At 71.5% G+C, this 22527-nt stretch carries 20 protein-coding genes; 9 read left to right on the top strand and 11 right to left on the bottom strand.

Annotation, left to right across the window (positions count from 1 at the left end; genetic code table 11):
* Positions 1-52 precede the first annotated feature (52 nt).
* From AB0F81_RS04540 to AB0F81_RS04515, 6 genes are all read left to right on the top strand, one after another.
* Positions 53-1021, top strand: coding sequence for an aldo/keto reductase (locus AB0F81_RS04540; protein ID WP_360190846.1), 969 nt, complete (start codon positions 53-55; stop codon positions 1019-1021).
* Between the two features lie 266 nt (positions 1022-1287).
* Positions 1288-2112, top strand: coding sequence for an amidohydrolase family protein (locus AB0F81_RS04535; RefSeq protein WP_360190902.1), 825 nt, complete (start codon positions 1288-1290; stop codon positions 2110-2112).
* Positions 2109-2933, top strand: coding sequence for a fumarylacetoacetate hydrolase family protein (locus AB0F81_RS04530; protein ID WP_360190843.1), 825 nt, complete (start codon positions 2109-2111; stop codon positions 2931-2933). Before AB0F81_RS04535 ends, AB0F81_RS04530 begins: the two co-directional genes overlap by 4 nt.
* Positions 2930-4210 carry an enolase C-terminal domain-like protein gene (locus AB0F81_RS04525; RefSeq protein ID WP_360190840.1) on the top strand — a complete coding sequence of 427 codons (1281 nt, stop codon included), beginning with the start codon at positions 2930-2932 and terminating at the stop codon, positions 4208-4210. Before AB0F81_RS04530 ends, AB0F81_RS04525 begins: the two co-directional genes overlap by 4 nt.
* Positions 4201-4926: an SDR family oxidoreductase gene (locus AB0F81_RS04520; protein WP_360190837.1), complete on the top strand. Its 726-nt coding sequence runs from the start codon at positions 4201-4203 to the stop codon at positions 4924-4926. Before AB0F81_RS04525 ends, AB0F81_RS04520 begins: the two co-directional genes overlap by 10 nt.
* 67 nt (positions 4927-4993) lie before the next feature.
* On the top strand, positions 4994-5116 hold the full coding sequence (locus AB0F81_RS04515; RefSeq protein WP_360190835.1) for a hypothetical protein: 123 nt from the start codon (positions 4994-4996) through the stop codon (positions 5114-5116).
* 10 nt (positions 5117-5126) lie between these two features.
* Here the strand turns inward: AB0F81_RS04515 and AB0F81_RS04510 are convergent, their stop codons facing one another.
* From AB0F81_RS04510 to AB0F81_RS04500, 3 genes are all read right to left on the bottom strand, one after another.
* Positions 5127-5870 carry a TetR/AcrR family transcriptional regulator gene (locus tag AB0F81_RS04510; protein ID WP_360190832.1) on the bottom strand — a complete coding sequence of 248 codons (744 nt, stop codon included), beginning with the start codon at positions 5868-5870 and terminating at the stop codon, positions 5127-5129.
* Positions 5871-5959: 89 nt separating this feature from the next.
* Positions 5960-8407 (bottom strand): glycosyl transferase, encoded by a 2448-nt coding sequence (locus AB0F81_RS04505; RefSeq protein WP_360190829.1) that lies wholly within the window; start codon positions 8405-8407, stop codon positions 5960-5962.
* 394 nt (positions 8408-8801) lie between these two features.
* Positions 8802-11585 carry an AbfB domain-containing protein gene (locus AB0F81_RS04500; RefSeq protein WP_360190826.1) on the bottom strand — a complete coding sequence of 928 codons (2784 nt, stop codon included), beginning with the start codon at positions 11583-11585 and terminating at the stop codon, positions 8802-8804.
* Between the two features lie 172 nt (positions 11586-11757).
* Between AB0F81_RS04500 and AB0F81_RS04495 the strand changes: the two genes are divergently transcribed.
* The gene (locus AB0F81_RS04495; RefSeq protein WP_360190824.1) at positions 11758-12252 is read left to right on the top strand and encodes a VOC family protein; all 495 of its coding nucleotides are present in this window, start codon (positions 11758-11760) and stop codon (positions 12250-12252) included.
* On the opposite strand, the gene AB0F81_RS04490 is transcribed toward AB0F81_RS04495, so the two are convergent.
* The 6 genes from AB0F81_RS04490 to AB0F81_RS04465 all read right to left on the bottom strand — a co-directional run bounded on the left by AB0F81_RS04490 (position 12249) and on the right by AB0F81_RS04465 (position 18576).
* The gene (locus tag AB0F81_RS04490; RefSeq protein WP_360190821.1) at positions 12249-13268 is read right to left on the bottom strand and encodes a hypothetical protein; all 1020 of its coding nucleotides are present in this window, start codon (positions 13266-13268) and stop codon (positions 12249-12251) included. The genes AB0F81_RS04495 and AB0F81_RS04490 overlap by 4 nt on opposite strands.
* Positions 13268-13606 carry a PadR family transcriptional regulator gene (locus AB0F81_RS04485; RefSeq protein ID WP_360190819.1) on the bottom strand — a complete coding sequence of 113 codons (339 nt, stop codon included), beginning with the start codon at positions 13604-13606 and terminating at the stop codon, positions 13268-13270. The genes AB0F81_RS04490 and AB0F81_RS04485 overlap by 1 nt, the downstream gene beginning before the upstream one ends.
* Positions 13607-13691: 85 nt before the next feature.
* Positions 13692-15563: a beta-L-arabinofuranosidase domain-containing protein gene (locus AB0F81_RS04480; protein ID WP_360190816.1), complete on the bottom strand. Its 1872-nt coding sequence runs from the start codon at positions 15561-15563 to the stop codon at positions 13692-13694.
* Positions 15564-15566: 3 nt separating this feature from the next.
* Positions 15567-16373 carry a carbohydrate ABC transporter permease gene (locus tag AB0F81_RS04475; protein WP_360190813.1) on the bottom strand — a complete coding sequence of 269 codons (807 nt, stop codon included), beginning with the start codon at positions 16371-16373 and terminating at the stop codon, positions 15567-15569.
* The gene (locus tag AB0F81_RS04470) at positions 16373-17233 is read right to left on the bottom strand and encodes a sugar ABC transporter permease (RefSeq protein ID WP_360190810.1); all 861 of its coding nucleotides are present in this window, start codon (positions 17231-17233) and stop codon (positions 16373-16375) included. Before AB0F81_RS04470 ends, AB0F81_RS04475 begins: the two co-directional genes overlap by 1 nt.
* A 47-nt stretch (positions 17234-17280) precedes the next feature.
* Positions 17281-18576 carry a sugar ABC transporter substrate-binding protein gene (locus AB0F81_RS04465; protein ID WP_360190807.1) on the bottom strand — a complete coding sequence of 432 codons (1296 nt, stop codon included), beginning with the start codon at positions 18574-18576 and terminating at the stop codon, positions 17281-17283.
* Between the two features lie 168 nt (positions 18577-18744).
* Between AB0F81_RS04465 and AB0F81_RS04460 the strand changes: the two genes are divergently transcribed.
* Complete coding sequence (locus AB0F81_RS04460; RefSeq protein ID WP_360190804.1) at positions 18745-19773, top strand: LacI family DNA-binding transcriptional regulator; 1029 nt, start codon at positions 18745-18747, stop codon at positions 19771-19773.
* 254 nt (positions 19774-20027) lie between these two features.
* The gene (locus AB0F81_RS04455) at positions 20028-20843 is read left to right on the top strand and encodes an SAM-dependent methyltransferase (RefSeq protein WP_360190801.1); all 816 of its coding nucleotides are present in this window, start codon (positions 20028-20030) and stop codon (positions 20841-20843) included.
* On the opposite strand, the gene AB0F81_RS04450 is transcribed toward AB0F81_RS04455, so the two are convergent.
* The gene (locus AB0F81_RS04450; protein WP_360190798.1) at positions 20840-21844 is read right to left on the bottom strand and encodes a 1-aminocyclopropane-1-carboxylate deaminase; all 1005 of its coding nucleotides are present in this window, start codon (positions 21842-21844) and stop codon (positions 20840-20842) included. The genes AB0F81_RS04455 and AB0F81_RS04450 overlap by 4 nt on opposite strands.
* Before the next feature lie 9 nt (positions 21845-21853).
* Positions 21854-22489 (bottom strand): GntR family transcriptional regulator, encoded by a 636-nt coding sequence (locus AB0F81_RS04445; RefSeq protein WP_360190795.1) that lies wholly within the window; start codon positions 22487-22489, stop codon positions 21854-21856.
* Positions 22490-22527 lie beyond the last annotated feature (38 nt).

The raw sequence follows: 22527 nt of genomic DNA, 5'->3' as shown, positions 1-22527 counted from the left end.
CAGGCATTAAACAGTGCTGTGGATCCTATAGGATCTACGAGAGGAATCCCGCGTGGACCCGTTCGCAAGAGTGCCGCTCGGCCAGACCGGCGTCACGGTCACCCGGCTCGGCATGGGCCTGGCCCCGATCGGTGGGCTCTACTCCCCGGTCGGCGACCAGACCGCGATCGGCGCGATCGACGAGGCCTGGCGGCACGGCGTGCGGTTCTTCGACACCGCGCCGCTCTACGGTGCGGGGCTCTCCGAAAAGCGGGCCGGGCGGGCGCTGCGCGGGCGCGACGGGCTCACGTTGTCCACGAAGGTCGGCCGCCGGCTCGTCAGCGGCGCCGAGGACGCGGGCATCTGGTCCGAGCACAGCGGCGCGGTGCCGGTGTGGGACTTCTCCGCCGAGGGCGTGCGCACCTCGCACCGGGAGAGCCTGGAGCGGCTCGGGCTGGACCGGGTGGACCTGCTGCACCTGCACGACCCGGACGAGCATTTCACCGAGGCGGTCACCGAGGCCCTGCCGGCGCTGGTCCAGCTGCGCCGGGAGGGCACGATCGGCGCGGTGTCGGCGGGGATGAACCAGTCGGCGATGCTGACCGAGTTTGCGCGGACCGGCCAGTTCGACTGTTTCCTGCTCGCCGGGCGGTATTCGCTGCTCGACCAGTCGGGGCTCGCCGACCTGCTGCCGGAGTGCGAGCGCCGGGGGATTTCGGTGATCGTCGGCGGGGTCTACAACTCCGGGGTGCTGGCCGATCCGCACGCTGGCGCGTCCTTCGACTACCGGCCGGCCCCACCCGAGGTGGTCGCCCGGGCCCAGGCGATGGCCCGGCTGTGCGAGCGGCACGAGGTGCCGTTGCGTGCGGCGGCCCTGCAGTTCCCGCTCGGCCATCCCGCGGTCGCGGGGGTGCTGGTCGGCATCCGCTCGCCGGAGGAGGCCGCCGACGCGGTGGCGATGGCGAACGTGAAGATCCCGGAGGCGCTCTGGCAGGACCTGGTCGCCGCCTGGCTGCTCGACCCGGAGGTGCCAGTGCCATGACGGACTGCGCCGAGCGGCACCCAGCCGCACCGCCCTGCGACCTCGCAGGCGAGGGCCACGACGGCATGGCAAGGAAGGCACAGCCATGACGGACTGCACCGAGCGGCACCCAGCCGCACCGCCCTGCGACCTCGCAGGCGAGGGCCACGACGGCATGGCAAGGAAGGCACAGCCATGACGCACTGCACCGAGCGGCACCCAGCCGCACCGCCCTGCGACCTCGCAGGCGAAGGCCGGGACGGCATGGCAAGGAAGGCACAGCCGTGATGGTGGTGGACGCGCACCAGCACTTCTGGACGTCGGACTATCCGTGGCTGTCCGGTCCCGCGCTGGCCCGGATCCGCAACGACTACACCATCGAGGACCTGCGCCCGCACCTGGCCGCGACCGGGGTGCACCGGACCGTGCTGGTCGAGGCGGCCCGCTGCACCGCCGACGAGACCACCGAGTTCCTGGCGCTGGCCGAGGCCACCCCGGAGATCGCCGGCGTGGTCGGCTACGCCTCGCTGGCCGCCGAGGAGCTGGCCGACGTCCTCGCCCGGCACCGGGACGGTCCGGGCGGGCACCTGCTGGTCGGCGTCCGGGATCAGATCCAGGCCGGGCCGGACGACGTGCTGGACCGCCCCGAGGTGCGGGCCGGCCTGACCCGGGTGGCCCGCGCCGGCCTGGTCAACGAGCTGGTGATCCGTGCCGAGCAGCTGCCCTCGGTGGAGCGGGCGGTGGCCGCGCTGCCGGAGGCCCGGTTCGTCCTGGACCATCTCGGCAAGCCGCCGATCGCGGCCGGCGAGCTGGACCGCTGGCGCCGGATGATCACACCGGTGGCCCGGCAGCAGAACGTGGTCGCCAAACTCTCCGGCCTGGTCACCGAGGCCGGCGCCGGCTGGACCACGGCGGACCTCCGGCCGTACGTGGAAACCGCGTGCGAGTTGTTCGGCCCGGACCGGCTGATGTTCGGTTCGGACTGGCCGGTGTGTGAGCTGGTCGCCACCTACGAGCAGGTCGTCGACGCGCTGGCCGCGATCCTCGGCGGCCGGCCGGAGACCGTCTTCGGCGGCACCGCCGCCCGCGTCTACGAATTGGAGCTGCGATGAGGTACCTGCGTGTCGGACCGCCCGGCGCCGAGCGCCCGGTGCTGTACGCCGACGGATCCCTGCTCGACCTGTCCGGGGTGACCGCCGACATCGACGGCGCCTTCCTCGCCGCCGGCGGTTTCCAGGGTGATCCGGCGGATCTGCCGCCCGCCGGGGTGGACGGCAGCCGGATCGGCCCGCCGATCGCGCGGCCGGGCGTGGTGCTCTGCATCGGGCAGAACTACGCCGCGCACGCCGCCGAGTCCGGCGCGGCCCCGCCGAAGGAGCCGATCGTCTTCTACAAGGCGCCGAACACGGTGATCGGCCCGGAGGACGACATCCTGCTCCCGCCCGATTCGGTGCGCACCGACTGGGAGGTGGAGCTGGGCGTGGTGATCGGCCGGACCGCCCGCTACCTCTCCTCGCCGGAGGAGGCGCTCGGCCACGTCGCCGGCTACGTGATCTCCAACGACGTCTCGGAACGGGACTACCAGCTGGATCGTTCCGGCGGGCAGTGGTCGAAGGGCAAGTCGTGCGAGACCTTCAACCCGCTCGGCCCGTGGCTGGTCACCCCGGACGAGCTGGAGTTCCCGCTGCGGCTGCGGTCCTGGGTGGACGGCTCGCCGCGGCAGGACTCCACCACCGCCGACATGATCTTCGACATCGGGTTCCTGATCTGGCACCTGTCCCAGTTCACCGTCCTGGAGCCGGGCGACCTGATCAACACCGGGACGCCGGAGGGGGTGGCGCTGTCCGGCCGGTTCCCGTACCTGCGGGCCGGTGACGTGGTGGAGATGGAGATCGACGGCCTGGGCCGGCAGCGCTGCGTGGTCAAGGGATGAAGATCAAGACCGTCGAGACGTACGACATCCGGTTCCCCACCTCCCGCGACCTGGACGGCTCGGACGCGATGAACCCGGATCCGGACTACTCGGCGGCCTACGTGGTGCTGCGGACCGAGGAGGGCGCCGAGGGCCACGGCTTCACCTTCACGATCGGCCGGGGCAACGAGGTGGTGCGGGCGGCCCTGGACGCGCTGGCCCCGTTCGTGGCCGGCCGCGGCCTGGACGACCTGGGCGAGTTCGGCCGCCGGCTGACCCACGACTCGCAGATTCGCTGGCTCGGGCCGGAGAAGGGCGTCATGCACCTGGCCGCGGCCGCCCTGATCAACGCGGCCTGGGACCTGCACGCGCGGGCGGCGGGCAAGCCGCTCTGGCGGTTCCTGTCCGACATGTCGCCGGAGGCGATCGTCGACCTCGTCGACTGGCGATATCTGAGCGACGCGCTGACCCCGGCGGAGGCCGTCGAGCTGATGGCGCAGGTGGAGAGCGGGCAGAAGGAGCGGACCTCCCTGCTGGAGGCGCACGGCTATCCGGCGTACACCACCTCCGCCGGCTGGCTCGGTTACCCCGACGAGAAGATCGACCGCCTGGCACGCCAGGCGGTCGCCGACGGCTTCCGCCAGATCAAGCTCAAGGTGGGCGCGGACCGCGCCGATGACGTACGCCGGCTCGCGCTCGCCCGTGCCGCCGTGGGGCCGGACGTCCGTATCGCGGTCGACGCCAACCAGCGCTGGGACGTCGGCGAGGCGATCGAGTGGATGACCGAGCTGTCCGCCTACGACCCGTGGTGGATCGAGGAGCCGACCAGTCCCGACGACGTCCTCGGGCACGCCGCGATCCGCCGGGCGCTGATCCCGAAGGGCATCCGGGTCGCCACCGGTGAGCACGTCGCGAACCGGGTCGTCTTCAAGCAGCTGCTGCAGGCCGACGCGGTGGACTTCGTGCAGCTGGACGCCTGCCGGGTGGCCGGGGTCAACGAGAACCTCGCGATCCTGCTGCTGGCCGCGAAGTTCGGCAAGCCGGTCTGCCCGCACGCCGGCGGGGTCGGGCTCTGCGAGGCGGTCCAGCACCTCTCCTACTTCGACTACGTCGCCGTGTCCGGGCGGCTCGACGACCGGGTCATCGAGTACGTCGACCACCTGCACGAGCACTTCACCGATCCGGTCGTCGTCGAGCGCGGTGCGTACCGGCCGCCGTCGGCTCCGGGCTTCTCCACCCGGATCAGGCCGGAGTCGCTGATCCGGTATTCCTATCCCGAGGGGGCGGCATGGAACTGAACGGTCGGGTCGTGGCGATCACCGGCGGCGCCTCGGGCATCGGCGCCGCCTGCGCCGCCCGCTTCGCGGCGGCCGGCGCGAAGGTGGGCACGCTGGACATCTCCCCCGAGGCCGATTACACCGCAGACGTACGGGACCGCGCGTCCCTGGAAGCGGCGATGGCGGAACTGGCCCGTGCCCACGGCGGCATCGACATCCTGGTGAACAGCGCCGGGATCAGCTCGGTCGGACCGGTCGAGGGCAACGACGACGAGGAGTGGGCCCGGGTCCTCGACGTGAACGTCACCGGGGTGGCGCGGGCCAGCACCGCCGCGCTGCCCTACCTGCGCCGCAGCGACGATGCGGTGATCATCAACCTGTCGTCGATCGCGGCCACCGCCGGGCTGGTGCAGCGGGCGCTCTACTCGGCGTCGAAGGGTGCCGTGCACGCGCTCACCCTGGCGATGGCGGCGGACCTGGTCAGCGAGGGGATCCGGGTGTGCTGCGTGGCGCCCGGGACGGTGGACACGCCGTGGGTGGGGCGGCTGCTCGCCCGTACCGATGATCCGGAGGGAGAGAAGGCCCGGCTGGCGGCGCGGCAGCCGACCGGCCGCCTGGTGACCGCGGACGAGGTCGCCGCGGCCGTGCTCTACCTGGCCGGCCCGGCGTCGGGCGCCACGACCGGCATGTCGCTGGCCGTCGACGGCGGCATGTCCGGCCTGCGCCTCCCCCGCTGAGCGAGCCCGGCGACGCGAAGGTCTCTCGACATAGACGCCGGGCCCCTCCAGCCTCGTCGAGTCGATCATGTGGCTGTTCGAGGAGGGCGGCCGCCTGGCCGCGTTCGGCATCGCCCTGCTGCTGGGCCTGGCCGGCGGGGGCCTGCTGGCCGCGTCCGCCCACTTCGGCCAGAACTGCGACATCTGGTGAACCGGCCTGCTTACGCGACGTCCTCTGACTCGCGGCGCTCGGCGCAGGGTGCGCCGGTCGGCGCGGACGGCCGGGCCGGTGCCGTCAGCTCGGCCTCGGCGTCGTCGCGCCCGAGGAACGGGGCCGTCATGAAATAGCTCAGCACGGGCAGCAGCGCGGGCAGCTCGGCGACCCGGCCGGCGTCGACGTAGCGGTAGATCGTCGCGTAGACGCCGCCGACCACCGCGCTGACCAGCTCGCCGGGCCGGGCCGGCCCGCCGGGGCGGGGCGCCTCGGCGAAGAACCGGGCGAAGCGGCCGAGCAGCTCGGCCCGCTCCGCGCGGGCCCGCGCGCCGACCGCGTCGATCTCCACGACCGCCATGGCGGCGAAGGCCGGCACGCTCGCCAGCACGTCGAGCAGGACACCGAGCGCGGCGCGGGCGCCGGCCCGCCAGTCGGGCGCCTGCGCGTACGCCTCGTCCATCAGCCGCAGCAGCACACCGATGCCGTGCCGGTACGTCGACAGGAAGGCGTCCTCCTTGCCGGCGAAGAGCGCGTAGAACGCCGGCCGGGTCACCCCGGCCGCGGTGCAGATGTCGCTGACCCGGGCGCTGGCGTAGCCTTTCGCCGCGACGGTGTGCACGATGGCGTCGAAGAGCCGTTCCCGCTGCGTGGCGGCGACGACCTCGGCCGGGAGCTGCCGCGGCCCCGGCTTGATCGACCGGGCCGGATCCCGGCCGGTCCGCGAGCCCGGCAGAGGCACCGGAGCAGTCATCGTCACCCCTAGATGTCGTGACTCGTCGATGCTCCAGTATCGCTCCCGCCGGCGGCGGCTCCCCCGATGCCGCCGCCGGCGAGACGGTGTCAGCCGATGACGGCCTCCACCCGCACCACGGCGCCGGGAGCGCCGACCGGCACCAGGTTGCCGGCCACCGGCACGCCGTCCACCAGCAGTTCGGTGACGCGACCGGTCGCACCCTCGGCGCGGCGCACGCTGATCTCGTAGGTGGTGCCGCGGAACGACCGGGTCACCTCGAAGCCCGGCCAGCCGGCGGGCAGCACCGGGTCGATCCGCAGTCCCTCGAAGTCGGGCCGGACACCCAGGATCCACTGGGTGATCGCCACGAAGTTCCACGCCGCGGTGCCGGAGAGCCACGAGTTCTTCGCCTCGCCGTGGGTGGGCGCGTCCTTGCCGGCGATCATCTGGGCGTAGACGTACGGCTCGCAGCGGTGCACCTCGCTGATCTCCTCCCGGGCGGACGGGTTGAGCCGCCGGTAGTAGTCGAAGGCGCGGTCGCCGTTGCCCACGATCGCCTCGGCGATCATGATCCACGGGTTGGTGTGGCAGAAGATGCCGGCGTTCTCCTTGTATCCCGGCGGGTACGACGAGATCTCCCCCAGCTCGATGCGGTAGCTGGAGTAGGCCGGCTGCTGGAGCACGATGCCGTGCGGGGTGGCGAGCCGTTCCGCCACGCTGTCCAGCGCCCGCTGGGCCAGGCCGTCGTCGATGCCGACACCGCCGAGGATGCACATGCCCTGCGGCTCGATGAAGATCTGCCCCTCGTCGTTCTCCCCCGAGCCGATCACGTTGCCGTAGAAGTCGTAGGCCCGGCGGAACCAGGCGCCGTCCCAGCCGTGCTCGGCGACGCTGCCGGCCATCTTCTCCGCGGCCGCCCGGAAGTAGACCTCCTCGCTGTCGCGCCCGAGCAGCCCGGCGATCCCGGCGAGCTCCTTGGCGGCGAGCACGAACTGGCCGGCGATGAAGACCGACTCGGCGACCCCGCCGGTGGCGTTCTCGGTGGTCTGGAACGGCTCGCCCGGGGTGTCCGAGAAGCAGTTCAGGTTGAGGCAGTCGTTCCAGTCGGCGCGCCCGATCAGCGGCAGCCCGTGCGGGCCGAGCCGCTCCAGGGTGTAGCGCAGCGACCGGCGCAGGTGCTCGTAGAGCGGGACCTCGCTGCCGGGCTCGTTGTCGAACGGCACCGGCTCGTCGAGCAGCGCCAGGTCACCGGTCTCCTTCAGGTACGCCGCGACGCCGAGGATCAGCCACAGCGGGTCGTCGTTGAAGCCCTCGCCGATGTCGTTGTTCCCGCGCTTGGTCAGCGGTTGGTACTGGTGGTAGGCGCCGCCGGTCTCCTTCTGGGTGGCGGCGATGTCGAGGATCCGCTCGCGGGCCCGCTCGGGGACCATGTGCACGAAGCCGAGCAGGTCCTGGTTGGAGTCGCGGAAACCCATGCCGCGGCCGATGCCGGACTCGTAGAACGACGCGGACCGGCTCATGTTGAACGTGACCAGGCACTGGTACGCGTTCCACACGTTGACCATCCGGTCGGTGTCGCCGTCGGGGGTGCGCACGCGCAGCCCGCCGAGCAGCCGGTCCCAGTACTCCTTGAGGGCGGTGAGGCCCTGCTCCACGGTCTCCGGGCGCAGCCAGCGGTCGATCACCGGCCGGACCAGCGTCTTGTTCAGCGTCTGCGAGCCGGGGTCGAACTTGGCGTCGCGGGGGTTCTCCGCGTACCCCAGCAGGAAGACGACCTCGCGGGTCTCGCCGGCCGCGAGCGAGAGGCGCACGTGGTGGCTGCCGATCGGCTGCCAGCCGTGCGCGATCGAGCCGGCGGCCGAGCCGCGCTCGACCGCGGCCGGCCGGTCCCATCCCCGGTACGCCCCGAGGAACGCCTCGCGCGAGGTGTCGAACCCGGCGAGCGGCTCGGAGCAGGCGAAGTACGCGAAGTGGTCGCGCCGCTCCCGGTACTCCGTCTTGTGGTAGATCACGCCGTCGACCACCTCGACCTGGCCGGTCGAGAAGTTGCGCTGGTAGTTGGTGGCGTCGTCCTGCGCGTCCCAGAGGCAGAACTCGATCGAGGAGAAGAGCGACAGCTCGGCGGGGGTGTCGCGGTGGTTGGTCACCCGGACCCGCCACACCTCGAGAGTCTCGCCGAGCGGCGCGAAATAGAGCGTCTCGGCCCGGATGCCGCCGCGCGAGGAGGCGATCTTCGTGTACGACAACCCGTGCCGGCACTCGTAGTCGTCGAGCTCCCGCTCCGGGGTCGGCTGCCAGGTCGGCGACCAGTAGTCGCCGGTCGCGTCGTCGCGGACGTAGACGTAGCGGCCGCCGACGTCGAGCGGGGCGTTGTTGTAGCGGTACCGGGTCAGCCGGCGCAGCCGGGCGTCACGGTAGAACGAGTACCCACCCCCGGTGTTGGAGACGATGCCGAAATAGGCCTCGGTGCCGAGGTAGTTGATCCACGGCAGCGGAGTGTCCGGCCGCTCGATCACATACTCGCGCTGATCGTCGTCGAAGTGCCCGTAGCGCAAAAGGTCCTCCCCGGTGGCGGGTGGGCCGGTCCGGCGCCGCGCCGCCCGGCGTATGGGAGCGCTCCCATATGGCGCTCATTTTACCGGCTGAAAGCGCTTTCCGGACCCGTCGATCAGGCCAATCCCGCCGAAACTTTCGCGCCCCACTCGGAACCGCCCCGTCCGAATCCAACAAGCCCAGCTGACCACCAGCGCTGCCCGAAGGGCCGCGAGACAGCACTGGGCGCCAGCCGGCCAACGCGGCTGACCACCAGCGCCGCCTCAAGGGCCGCGAGACAGCACTGGGCGCCAGCCGGCCAACGCGGCTGACCACCAGCGCCGCCGCAAAGGCCGCGAGACAGCACTGGGCGCCAGCCGGCCAACGCGGCTGGCGCCCAGGCTGGTCAGCGGGTCGTCACGGGGTCCAGGGGCTGACGACGTTCCAGCTGCTGTCGGCGGAGAGGGTCTGCGGACGTTCGTACCCGGTGCCGTTGCCCGCGGCGATGTAGGCCTGCGAGTCGAAATGCCGCAGGTAGCGGCCCGGGAAGTTGACCGACTCGAAGGTCACGCCGGTGCCGCCCAGGCCGGGACGCGTACAGAAGGTGGCGTCGCCGGCGAAGAGCGCCGAGCCGTCATTGGCCGCAAGCCGGATCCGGCTGCCCGCGTGCCGCAGATACTGGCCGGGGACGTTGACCGACTCGAAGGAGTAGCAGGACGAGTCGGCCAGCCCGCGCCGCAGCGTGAACGTCGCGTCGGCCTTCAGCAGGGCCGCCGAGCCGGCGTTCACCACCTCGGTCCAGCCGAGACTGTCGGCGTGCCGCAGGTAGCGGTCGGTGTAGCCCCAGGTGGTGACCTGCAGCGAGCGCCGGACGTCGAACGGCAGGATCACCGAGCTGCGCCACAGCGCCGGGTTCGCGACGTTCCAGGTGGCGTCCGCGGCGAAGGACCCACCGGTGTTCGCGTCGATGCGTACCTGCTCGTTGGCGTGCCGCAGATACTGACCCGGCTGGTTGGCAGCCTCGAAGGAGACACCACCGGCGGCCAGACCGGGCCGCGCGCACCAGGTCGCGTCGGCGGCGAACGAGCCGCCGGTGTCGGCGTCGATCCGCACCACGCTGTTCGCGTGCCGCAGGTAGCGGCCCGGCAGGTTCACCGACTCGAAGGAGTAACAGCGCGGGTCGGAAAGACCCGCGACGGTGCGGAACGAGGCGTCCTGCCGCGCCGCGTCTCCACTGATCACATCGGTACGGGCCAGCGAGCTCGCGTGCCGCAGGTGCCGGTCGGTGTACCCGGGTGTGGTCACCTGGAACGACCGCACGTGCCCGAGGGTGAGCGGCGCTGCCGCGTTCTGGTTGCGGGACGCCCGGATCAGGTTGGTCAGCGCGGTGCGCACCTGGTTGGTGTCGACCTTCTGGATCCGCCGGTCGTACGTGTAGAGCCCGTTGTACTCGCCCTCCACATCGGTGATCTCGGTGTAGACGAAGCCGGACAGCCCCTTGCTGGTGAGCAGCCGCTCCGAGTCCCGGATCATCCCGGTGAACCGGTCGTTGAGCTGCGCGTTGCTCGACATCTGCTCGTAGGCGAAGAACTGCCCGTTGGGGCTGTACTCGTGCCCGGGGGTGCGCAGCCCCAGGCCACCGAACTCACCGAGGATCGACGCCCGGGTCGACGAGGGTGAAGGCGCGTCCGGCCCGGTGTACATGTGCCAATCGATCATGTCACCGGTTCCCGGGTCACCCTTCGAGGCGCAGCAGTTGAAGCCGCTGTGCGGGTTCATCAGCCGGGTCGGGTCGTAGTTCTCGAGCATCGTGGTGACCCGCTGGGTCTCGGCCAGGCTCCACTCCCCCCAGCCCTCGTTGAACGGCACGTAGGTGACCACCGACGGGAACGCCCGGTGCTCGTCGACGATCTCCCGGGCCTCGGTCTCGAACTGGGCGATCTGCGCGGCCGTCTTGGTGTCGTCGCCGCCGGACGGGATGTCCTGCCAGACCAGCAGGCCGAGCCGGTCGGCGTGGTAGTACCAGCGGGCCGGTTCCACCTTGATGTGTTTGCGGACCATGTTGAAGCCCAGGTCTTTGTGCTTCTGGAGGTCGAAGGCGAGGGCCGCGTCGGTGGGCGCGGTGTAGACCCCGTCGGGCCAGTAGCCCTGGTCCAGGGTGCCGGCGTGGAAGACGAACTCGCCGTTGAGGGTGGGCCGCATGACGCCGTTGACCAGCTTCTTGCCCACCTCGCGCATGCCGAAGTAACTGGTCACCTGATCGACGGTGCCGGCGCCGTTGCGCAGGCTGACCCGCAGGTTGTAGAGGAACGGGTCGTCGGGTGACCAGCGGCGCGCGTTGGGCACCGGAACGGTGAAGTCGGTGAAGCCACCGGTGGCGGATCCGACCACGGTGCTGCCGTTCAGGGCCTCGGCGAAGACGCTGTGGCCGCTCACGTTGCCGCGAGTGAAGACCCGCACCCGCACCGTGTTCGCCGTGATGTTCGGGTAGATGTCGACCGAGTAGATCGAGGAGACCGGGGTCGGCTCCAGCCAGACGGTCTGCCAGATGCCGCTGGACGGGGTGTAGAAGATGCCGCCCGGGTTGTTCACCTGCTTGCCGGCCGGCTGTTCCTCGCCGCGGCCGTTGGTGGGGTCGTAGACCCGGACCACGATCTCGTTGGTGCCGCCGTTGAGCTGCGGCGTGATGTCCACCTCGAAGCGGTCGTAACCGCCCCGGTGGGTGGTCACCTGGGTGCCGTTGATCCAGACGGTGGCCTCGTAGTCGACCGCGCCGAAGTGCAGTTGCACCCGGCGGCCGGTCCAGCCGGCCGGGACGGTGAAGGTCCGCCGGTAGAACATCAGGTCGCGGTTGTCGTTGCGCATGATTCCGGAGAGCGCGGACTCCACCGGGTACGGAACGTTGATCCGCTCCGGCAGTGTCTGCCCGAGCGGCGGGGCGGCGTTGCGGTTGACGTTGCCGGCGCTGTCGGTCGCCGGGTTGAGGAACTGCCATTCGCCGTTCAGCGACTGCCAGTCCGGCCGGGTCATCTGCGGCCGCGGGTATTCCGGGAGCGGGTTCGCGGTGTTGACCTGGCTGGTCCAGGGCGTGGACAGCGGCGGGGTCTTGGGGACTACGGCGGAGGCGGGCGCGGCGGTGGCGACCACGCCGGCGGCGGCCAGGGTGAGAGCGGCGAGGGCACGGGCGATGAGGTGGCGCATCGAACTCCTCCCGAAACCAGCAAAGCCAAACGGCATCGCTCAGGGTCGAACACATTCACCCATCGGCCATCGCCATCTGTCAATACAGTTCACGATTCCCGGAACCGGGCGGTTTTGCCGCTGCGTGCGCAACGCCGTGCCGAGCGCGCCGACGTGGTGCATGCTCTGCACAATGAGCACCGACCTCGCCGCCCTGGAAGCCGCCCGCCACCGCATTCGCGACACCCACCTGCGCCCGGTCGAGGACCGGCCGGCGTCGACCGCCCGCGGGCTGCACCACACCGCCCTGATCAGCAGCGACGTCGAGCGGACCGTCCGCTTCTATCAGGGCCTGCTCGGTTTCCCGCTCACCGAGCTGATCGAGAACCGCGACTACCCCGGCTCCTCGCACTTCTTCTTCGACATCGGCAACGGCAACCTGCTCGCCTTCTTCGACCTGCCCGGCCTCGACCTGGGGCCCTACGCCGAGGTGCTCGGCGGGCTGCACCACATGGCCATCTCGATGGAGCCGGAACGCTGGGACGAGATCGTCGCGCGCCTGGCCGAGGCCGGTGTCGAGCACACCGTGCACAGCGGGGTGTCGGTCTACTTCCAGGACCCGGACGGCGCCCGCATCGAGCTGATCGCCGACCCGCTCGGCGAGATGTACGGCACCAAGGTGCTCTAGGCCCGGAACTGCCGCCGGACGATGGTGACGGCCAGCGGCGCCGCGAGCAGCCCGAAGACGATGAGCCACCAGTTCCGTTCGACGACGGCCTCGACCAGCAGGTAGAGCCACCAGCCGAACAGGACCACGGTGCCGATCCGGGCGGCGGTCCGGCTGCGCCACCACGGGCCCTTCCGGACCGGCTCGCCCGCGGCGAGCTCGCGAGCGTACGCGTCGATGGAGGGGAACTCCTCGGACGGGCGGACACCGGCCTCGGTGACGTGCGCCCGGGTCTCGGCCACCAGCTCGGCCGCGCGCTCGGACGGCACGTCGAAACGCCCCACCAGCACGGCGTGCAACCGGACGAACCAGGCGTGCGAGTCACTCGGATCGGTCTCCGCCGGACCGGGCGCCGCCGGGGCGGAATCGGTCACCGGCTTGCCGTCCGGCTGGGTCAGCCGCCAGCAGGCGAACAGCGAGACGCCGCCGAGAAGCAGCACCGGAAGGCTGCCGATCCGGGTCTCCGGCAGCAGGACGAGGGCCGCGAAGCCGGCGGCGCCCAGCACGCCGGCGACGGCGAAGGCCCACGGCGCCAGGCGCGGATGGCCGGCGGCCCGCAGCGCTCCCGGAGCGCTGATGACGGCGAGGAAGGCCAGGACGAGCACCACGGCGCCGACCACCACGTTGAGGACGAGCGGCATGGTCAGACCACGGTTCGCCCAGGCGCCCAGCAGCGCGATCAGGACACCGAAGGTCGCGACCACGAAAAGCCCGTCGGTCAGGTGGTCGTAGGGGGTCTTACCCTCGGCGTCCCGCCCGGCCAGCAGCTCCGGGTTGGCGGCGGCCACGTCGGCCGCGAACTGCTCGGGCGCGCCCAGCACCTCCCGCGCGTCCCCACCGGCCGCGGCGTGGTGCCCGCGGGCCTCCTCGATGAACGGCGTCGCCCGGTGGTAACCGATCCCGCGCTCCGCCAGCGCCCACCGGGCCTTGCCCTCCCAGTGGTCGAAAGAGCCGTAAAGATCATCAATCGCGGACATCATGCCTCCGTCGTCTGCTCAAGGAAGCGGCTCATGGTGTCCGCGAAGCGGCCCCAGGACTCGCGCTGCTCGGCCAGCCGCTCCCGGCCGGCCTGGGTGATCACATAGACCTTGCGACCGGGGCCACCCTGGCCCGCCTGCCAGCTCGACGCGACCACCGCGTCGGCCTCCATGCGGTTGAGCACGGGATAGAGCACGCCGCCGCGGATCGCCCCGAACCCCTGCTCGGCGAGGCGCTGGCCGATCGCATAGCCGTGCTGGTCACCCTCGGTGAGGGCGGCCAGCACGGCCAGCTCCAGCGCGGCCCGGACCCAGCCGGACTCGGCGTCCTGCGGCATGCTCAGCCTCCGACTAAACCCGATCATCAACTAGTCGAAAATTAGACTAGTGGAGCGGCGCGAGTCAACCGGAGGGGGTGTGAGGTCAGTCGGCGGGCAGCCAGACGCGCATGCCGGCCGGGCCACGGTTGGCCCAGGAATGGTAGGTGACCAGCGGAATCTCTCCCAGATCACTGCCGGCCACCCGCGGTGGCCCGGCCGCATAGGGCAGCTCACCCTCCGCTGCCACGATCCGCCGACCGCGTACGACAACACGGCCGCCCACCACCCGTGGCGGTGTCGCCGAGCTGATCCGCACCTCGTCGACACCCACCCCGTCGGGCAGGTCCACCGACTCGAGGGCGTACACCAGCGGGCCGCGCTCCACCGCGACGCACCCGCGCACCGCGTCGATCCGCGGGTCCGGATAGGTGAAGCGGGGCTCCATCGGCAGGCAGAGCAGCAGCTCGTCCCCCCGGCGCCAGCGGCGGCGCTCGGTCACGTACCCCGGCTCGACCTCCCAGGTGTGCCCGCCGACCGTGAGGGTCGCCCCGGTCCCGGCCCAGGCCGGGACCCGCAGCGACAGCGTCCACTCCTCGTCGGCGTCGGTGTCGATCCGCACCCGGATCTCGCCCTCGGCCGGGTAGCGCGTGGTGACCGTCAGCCGGCCGGCGACCGTGCCCGGCACGTACTGGTGCAACTGGATGCCGTCGTCGTCGGAGGTCGCGACGTAACCGGCCAGGCCGGCCACGGTGCGCGACACGTTGGTCGGGCAGCAGGAGACGTCGAACCACGGCGCGCGCACCGCCGCGATCGGGCGCGGATGCGGCCGGTCCGGGTCGGGCACCGGGCCGGGCACCCGCCGGTGCAGGGTGTTGGAGTAGAAGAACGCCCGCCCGTCGGCCCGCGGGGACGTGGCGATGACGTTGTAGAGCGTCCGCTCGATCAGATCGGCGGCGGCCGGGTCGCCGTGGGCGAGCAGCAGCCGCCAGGCCACCATCACCGAGCCGACCGCCGCGCAGGTCTCCGAGTACGCCCGGTCCGGCGGCAGCATGAAGTCCTCGCCGAACGCCTCGTCCAGGTGCCGTGAGCCGATGCCGCCGGTCAGGTAGACCCGCCGGGCCACGGTCCGCCGCCACTGGCCGGTCACCGCGTCGAGCAGCTCGCCGTCGCCGGTCTCGTCGGCGAGGTCGAGCGCACCGGCCGCCAGGTAGACGGCCCGCACCGCGTGCCCGCGGAACACCGTCGCCTCCCGGACCGGCACGTCGTCCAGGTAGTACTCGCGGCCCCACTCGTCGTCCGGCAGCACGGGCCGGCCGCGCCGCTCCACGAAGAGGCGGGCCTGCTCCAGGTAGCGCTGCTCGCCGGTGACCCGGTAGAGCTCGACCAGCGCCGGTTCGATCACCGGATGCCCGTCCACCGACGCGATGCCGTCGTCGCCGAAGGTCGCGCACACCAGGTCGGCGGCCCGGCAGGCGACCCGGACCAGCAGGTCGTCCGGATGCCCGGTCCGGGCACGCGCCACCGCGGCCTGGATCAGGTGGCCCAGGCAGTACAGCTCGTGGCCCATCGCCAGGTCGGACCAGCGGGGCGGCTGCCCGGGCCGGCCGAACCGGGTGTTCAGGTAGCCGTCCGGCGCCTGGGCCGCGGCGACCCGGGCCACGATCGCGTCGTACCGCTCGGCCAGCGCGCGGTCCGGGGCGCGGCCCAGCTCCCAGGCCATCGCCTCGAGGAACTTGTAGATCTCGCTGTCCGAGAACTCCCGGCCGCGGCGGTCCTGCGGTGCGGCGGAGAAATTGCCCAGCCAGCCGGCCCGCTCCAGCCAGTGGTCGATGTGCGGGATGATCGCCCGCCGGTTGCGGTCCTGGAGCTCGGCCCAGAAGCCGCCGGTGATGCTCACCTGGGCCGGGCTGAGCGGCCGCAGGCGGGACCGGTGGGGCGCCACCGGTCCGCCGGTCTGTGTCGTCTCGATCGTCATTGGTCACCCCTTGAGCGCGCCGGACATGAAACCGCGGATGTACTGCCGCTGGAGGGCCAGGAAGAGCAGGACGCACGGAAGCGCCAGGACGACCACGCCGGCCTCGGTGGCGCCGTAGTCGATGATTCCCATGACCTGCTGGCGCAGGTTGGCGACGGCGAGCGGCAGGGGCGCCTTGTCCGCGTCGCTGATCAGCACGAGCGGGGTGATGAAGTCGTTCCACGCCGCGAGGAAGGCGAACAGGCCGACCGTGACCAGGCCGGGCCGGACCGCCGGGAGCATCACGTTCAGCAGCGCCCGGACCGAGCCGCAGCCGTCGACCAGCGCGGCCTCCTCCAGTTCGGCCGGCACCGCCTCGAACGAGATCCGCATCATGAAGGTGGCGAACGGCAGCTGGAACATGGTGAGCACCAGGGCCAGCCCGAGCAGCGAGTTCTGCAGCCCGATCCGGTTGAGCAGCACGTAGAGCGGGATCAGCAGGGTCGCGTACGGAACCATCAGGATGGCGAGGGTGAGCAGGAACAGCGCGTTCTTGCCGGGGAACCGGAAGCGGGCGAAGGCGTAACCGCCGAGCAGCGAGACGGTGAGCGTGAACAGCACGGTCAGCCCGGAGACGATGACGCTGTTGAGCAGGTACTGCCAGATGCCGGCCTGATAGCCGGCGAGGGTGCCGTAGTTGGCGAAGCCCCAGCCGTCGGTCTGCGCGGTGCCGCCCTGCGGGGAGACCGAGGCGAACCCGGCCCAGAGCAGGGGGAACAGGAAGAGCAGCGCCAGCGCGCCGGTGAACACGTAGTAGGGCATCCGCCGCATCAGCTCTCCTTCCCGCGCAGCCAGCGGAACTGGCCGGCGTTGAGCAGCAGCAGCGCGCCGAGCACCATGATCGACAGAGCCGCGGCGAGGCCGAGGTCGTTGCCGCCGGCGAACGCGGCGTTGTAGATGAGCTGGACGATCGTCACCGTGCTGTTGTCCGGGCCGCCCTTGGTGAGGATGAAGAACTGGTCGAAGGCGAGCAGCGACCCGGTGACACAGAGGATCGTGCAGAGCGCGAGCGAGGAGCGCAGCAGCGGCAGCGTGACCGAGCGGAAGGTGCGCCAGCGGCCGGCGCCGTCCATCTCGGCCGCCTCGTAGACGTCGGCGGAGATGCCCTGCAGCGCGACCAGCAGCAGGAGCATGTAGAAGCCGGCGAAGCGCCAGACGATCAGGGCGACCGTGGACCAGAGCGCCCGGTCCGGGGTGCCCAGGAACGAGTCGATGCCGAGGAAGCCGAGCGGGCTGCTCTGCGGCGAGTAGAGCGCGTAGAACAGCAGCGACGCCGAGGCCAGGCCGAGCGCGCTGGGCACCAGGATCGCGGTCCGCAGGAAGGCGGTCCACCGGGTCGCCTCCTGCACGAGCAGGGCCAGCCCGAGGGCCAGCCCGATCAGCAGCAGCGTGGTGATCACCGTGTACTTCACGGTGAACCAGACCGCCGGCCAGAACAGCCGCTGGTCGAGGGCGTCGACGAAGTTCTCCGGCGCGTTCAGGCCGCGGTTGCCGGCGAACAGGCCCCAGTCGGAGACCGACATCTGGGCGACCAGCAGCACCGGTACGGCGAAGAACACCAGCACGAACAGGGCGGTCGGCGTCGCGTACGCCCAACCGGTGAGTGCCTGGTGCCGGCGCCGGCGTGGCATGCGGGTCGCCCCCGGCGCTGCCGGGGGCGACTGTTGCAGTGTCGCGGTCACTGGCCGAGGACCTCGGTGATCGCGGTGTTTCCGGCCGCCGGGTCGGTGCCTCCGCTGAAGATCTGATCGCGGAAGAGGGCGACCCACGGGCTGCCGGCCGCGTTGTAGGCCTGCTGGAAGTTCTTCGCCACCGGCGTCTTGCTGGCCGGCGCGGCGGCCACCTCGTTGATCGCCAGCACCCGGGGGTCCTTGCGCGAGTGCTCGTTGTCGGCGAGGTCGGAGCGCGACACCACGGTGTTGTTCGCCGCCAGCACGTTGACCTGGGCCTGTTCGGACATCATCCAGGAGAGGAAGTTCCACGCCTGGGCGGCCTTGCCGGAGTCCTTGGAGATGCCGATGCCGTCGCCGCCGACGAAGGTGGACGCGCCACCGCTGACGCCGGAGAGCGGGGTGACGCCGACCTTGACCGTCTTGTCGGCGGTCTGCAGCAGGGTCGCCGGGTACGGCATCACGCCGATCTTGCCCTGCTGGAAGCCGGCCACCCAGGTCGCGCCGGTCTCGTCCCGGCTGGACGGGTCGACCGCCCCGGCGCTCCACAGCTCCCGCCAGGTCGAGTAGACCTCCTTCGCCGCCGGTCCGGCCAGCAGCGCCTCGGTGCCCTCCGGGTTCATCACCTCCTCGCCGGAGGCCCAGATCATCGGGAACCAGGTGAAGACCCCGCAGCCACCGCAGTTGCCGCCGAAGGAGCTGCCGTAGACGCCCTTCCTGTTGAGCTTCTGGACGGCGAGGGCGTGCTCCTTGAACTCGGCCAGGCTCGCCGGGCCCTTCTCCGGGTCGAGGCCGGCCTCGCGGTAGAGGTCCTTGTTCCAGAACATCACCGACAGGTCGAGCACGAACGGCAGGACGTAGCGCTTGCCGTCCAGCGTCCCGGCGTCCAGGTGACCTTTGTTGATCTTGTCGACGTAGGGCAGCTCGCTGATCTGCTGGGTGAGGTCGGCGAACAGGCCGGCGTCGGTCCAGTTCGGCACGTAGACGATGTCCGCGGCGAACAGGTCGGGCAGGTCGCCGCTGCCCGCCGCGGCGCCGACCTTCGCCACGTAGTCGTCGTTCGGCACGATGGTCAGGGCGACCTGGTTCTTGTGCGACTTGTTGTACGCGTCGACGAGCAGCTTGGCCTGCGCCTCCAGCGGGGCGCGGGTCCACAGGGTCAGCTTGGCGCCGTCGTCGGCGCCCTCGGCGCCGCCGGTGTCGACGGAACCGCTGTTCTCCTCGGAGCTCCCGCCACAGGCGGCCAGGCCGGCCGTGAGGACGACGGCCAGGGCGGCGGCTATCACGCGTCGTTTTCCGATCATGGACTCTTCTCCTGATCCGTGCGGCGCCCCTTTCTGGATCCCGTCAACCGGAGCGCGTCGATGAAGCCCGAAAACGCTTTCCGAACGTAACCTGCGTCACATCGACGGTCAAGAGTGGCCGGCGCGTTACGGTGTGTCCCTGACGACGCGAGAACGGGAGGAACCCGGGTGACCTCGACGGAGCCGCATGCGACCGGCAGGCCCGCCACCCTGCACGACGTGGCCCGGCTGGCCGGCGTCTCGATCGCCACCGCGTCCAAGGCGCTCAACGGGCGAAAACATGTTTCGGCCGCGACCCGGGCCGAGGTGCTGCAGGCGGCCGGGCTGCTGGCGTACACGCCGAACACGCTCGCCCGGGGCCTGGTCGCCGGCCGCACCGGCATGGTCGGGCTGCTCACCTCCGACCTGGAGGGCCGCCTGTCCATCCCGATCCTGATGGGGGCGGAGGACGCGTTCGGCGCCGACCGGACCAGCGTGCTGCTCTGCGACGCGCGCGGCGACGCGATCCGCGAGGGCCACCACCTGCGCACGCTGCTCAGCCGCCGGGTCGACGGGCTGATCGTGGTGGGGGCGCGGCCCGACCCGCGGCCGTCGATCGGGCGGGACCTGCCGGTGCCGGTGGTGTACGCGTACGCGCCCTCGGCGGACCCCGGCGACCTCTCACTGGTCAGCGACAACGTGAGCGCCGGGCGGATGGCGATCGAGCACCTGGCGGAGCTGGGGCGGCGCACGATCGCGCACATCACCGGCGATCCGACGTACGGGGCGGCGCAGGACCGGGCGAAGGGCGCGCTCGCCGAACTGGCCGACCGCGGCCTGCCGCTGGCCGGTGACCGGGTCTACTTCGGTGCCTGGTCCGAGGCGTGGGGGCGCAGCGCCACCCGGATGCTGCTGGCCCAGCACGTCGCGGTGGACGCGGTCTTCGCCGGCTCGGACCAGATCGCCCGCGGGGTGATCGACGCCCTGCACGGTGCGGGGCTGGAGGTGCCGCGCGACGTGGCGGTGATCGGCTTCGACAACTGGGAGATCTTCACGACCAGCTCGCGGCCGCCGCTGTCCAGCATCGACATGAACCTGGAGAACCTCGGCCGGGTCGCCGCCGAACGCCTGGCCGCCGCCTTCGACGGCGCGCTCGGCTCGGGCGTCGAGCAGCTCCCCTGCCGGCTGATCCCCCGCGAGTCCACCGTCCCGGGATAGTCAGGCAGGCGGCGGTCCGGCAGACGCCGCCCCTGATACGCCGGTTCCTGCCGCCTGGTCACTGGTTCCTCCGATGTGCCGGTTGCCTGCCGACCATGCAAGCACCGCAATCCATGGCTGAGCTGTGACCGTCCGGGATCAGCGCCACCACCACCGGTGGCGGCCGGCCGGCCCGTAACTTGCATCCCCACCACGGCGATCGATCTCCGGTAGGGTCGGGCGCATCGCGTGACGTCGATACGGGGAGATGGGCTGTGAGCGACGAACTGGCGCCCCCCGGGCTGGACACCTCGAAGGCGCATCCGGCCCGCCGCTACAACTACTGGCTCGGCGGCAAGGACCACTTCGCCGCCGATCGCGAGTCCGGCGACATGCTGGAGCAGGCCCACCCCACGGTGCGGCTCACCGCCCGGGAGAATCGGGCCTTCCTGCAGCGGGCCGTGCACTACCTGGCCGCCGAGGCCGGCATCGACCAGTTCCTGGACATCGGCACCGGGCTGCCCACCGCCGACAACACCCACGAGGTCGCGCAGCGCATCAACCCGCGCTCCCGGGTGGTCTACGTGGACAACGACCCGATGGTCGGCGTGCACGCCCGGGCGCTGCTCACCAGCACTTCCGAGGGCCGCACCTGTTACCTGGAGGAGGACCTGCGCAACCCGGCCGAGATCCTCGGGCACCCGCAGCTCAAGGAGGTCCTCGACCTCGACCGGCCGGTGGCGCTGATCCTGGTCGCGGTGCTGCACTTCATCCCCGACCACGAGCAGGCCCGCTCGATCGTCAGCCGGCTCGTCGACGCGCTGCCCTCCGGCAGTTGCCTCGCCGCCTCGCACTTCACCCTCGACTTCACCCCGCCGGAGCAGGCCGCCGTCGCCCGCGACTGGATCGCCAAGGGCCGGGCCGACGCGTTCCCGCGCAGCCGCGAGGAGTTCGGCGAGTTCTTCGCCGGCCTGGAGCCGGTCGGGCCGGGCATCGTGCCGGTCGCCGAGTGGATGTCGCCGGTGCCGGCCGCCCAGCGGCCGACACCGGCGCAGATCGCCATCTACGGCGCGGTGGGCCGCAAGCCCTAGAAAAGCGCGGAGTACGCGTTGAGCGCCGGCTGCCCGCCGAGGTGGGCGTAAAGCACCGTGGAGTCGCCCGGGATCTCCTCCCGGGCGACCAGGTCGATCAGGCCGGCCATCGACTTGCCCTCGTAGACCGGGTCGGTGACCATGCCCTCGGTGCGGGCGGCCAGCCGCATCGCCTCCAGGGTCGACTCGTCGGGGATGCCGTAGATCCCGGCGTGATAGCGGTCGTCGAGAATGATCTCGTCCTCGGTCAGGTCGCGCTCCAGGCCGATCAGCGAGGCGGTCGCGCGGGCGATCCGGGCCACCTGGTCGCGGGTCTCGGCGGGCTTGGCCGAGCCGTCGATGCCGATCACCCGGCGCGGCGACCCGGCGGCGGCGAACCCGGCGATCATGCCGGCCTGGGTGCTGCCGGTCACCGAGCAGACGATGATGGTGTCGAAGAAGACGCCGAGCTGCCGCTCCTGCTCGATCACCTCGAACGCCCAGTTCGCAAAACCGAGACCGCCGAGGCGGTGGTCGGAGGCGCCGGCCGGAATCGCATAGGGCACTCCCCCGCCGGCGGTCACCTCGGCGAGGGCGGCTTCCCAGCTCTCCTTGAAGCCGATGCCGAAACCGGCTTTCACCAGCCGCACGTCGGCGCCGGCGAGCCGGCTGATCAGGATGTTGCCGACCTTGTCATAGACGCTGTCCGGCCAGTCGACCCAGCTCTCCTGCACCAGCACGCACTTGAGGCCGGTGGCGGCGGCGACCGCGGCCACCTGGCGGGTGTGGTTGGACTGCACGCCGCCGATCGAGACCAGGGTGTCGGCGCCCTGCGCGAGGGCGTCGGCCACCAGGTATTCCAGCTTGCGGGTCTTGTTGCCGCCGTAGGCGATGCCGGAGTTGCAGTCCTCCCGTTTCGCCCAGACCTCGGCGCCGCCCAGATGGCGGGTGAGGCGGTCGAGGCGGTGCACCGGGGACGGGCCGAACAGCAGCGGATGGCGGGGGAAGTCAGCGAGAGGCATGCGGGGCTCCTAAAGGTCGACGCTGTGGTGCAGGTGGCCCCAGATCTCCGCGTTCACCGCGAGGGCGCGCGCCGGGTCGTCGGCGGCCAGGGCTTCGATCAGGTCGTCGTGCAGCCGCACGGAGCGGGACGCCTGCGGGGAGGTGAACAGGAGGCGTTCGGCACGTCGCACCAAAGGGGTGTATCTCTCGACGGTGCCGGCGGCCGCGGCATTGCCGTAGGCCGCGAGGGGGATCGCGTGCACGTCGTCGTCGGCGGCGAGAGCCGCCTCGACGTCGCCCGCGGCGACAGCGGCGGCGAACCGGGCGTTGGCCTCGCGCATGGCGCCGAGCTGGGCGGCGGTGAGCTTGCCGGTCGCGTGGCGCACGGCCAGGTCGTGCATCGCGCCCAGGACGGCGGCGGCGTCCTCCACCTCCTTGGCGACGACCTCGGTGACCCGGGTGTAGCTCTGCGGCTTGGTCTCGACCAGGCCCTCGCCGGTCAGGCGGGCGATCGCCTCGCGGATCGGCGCCCGGGAGAGGCCGAGCCGCTCGGCCAGCTCGTCGGGGCGCAGCGCGGCGCCGGGCGCGAGCGTGCCGTCGACGATGGCGCCGCGGATCCGCTGGTAGGCGGCGTCGCGCAGCAGGTGCCGTCCAATGCTCTCCACAACTGAAATGTTAGATGTCAACCACAGAAGATCACAAG

Origin of the sequence: Actinoplanes sp. NPDC024001 (assembly GCF_040638955.1) — a bacterium.
GTDB lineage: Bacteria > Actinomycetota > Actinomycetes > Mycobacteriales > Micromonosporaceae > Actinoplanes.
Note: the sequence above shows the minus strand (reverse complement) of the source record. Positions and strands in the feature narration are given on the sequence as shown.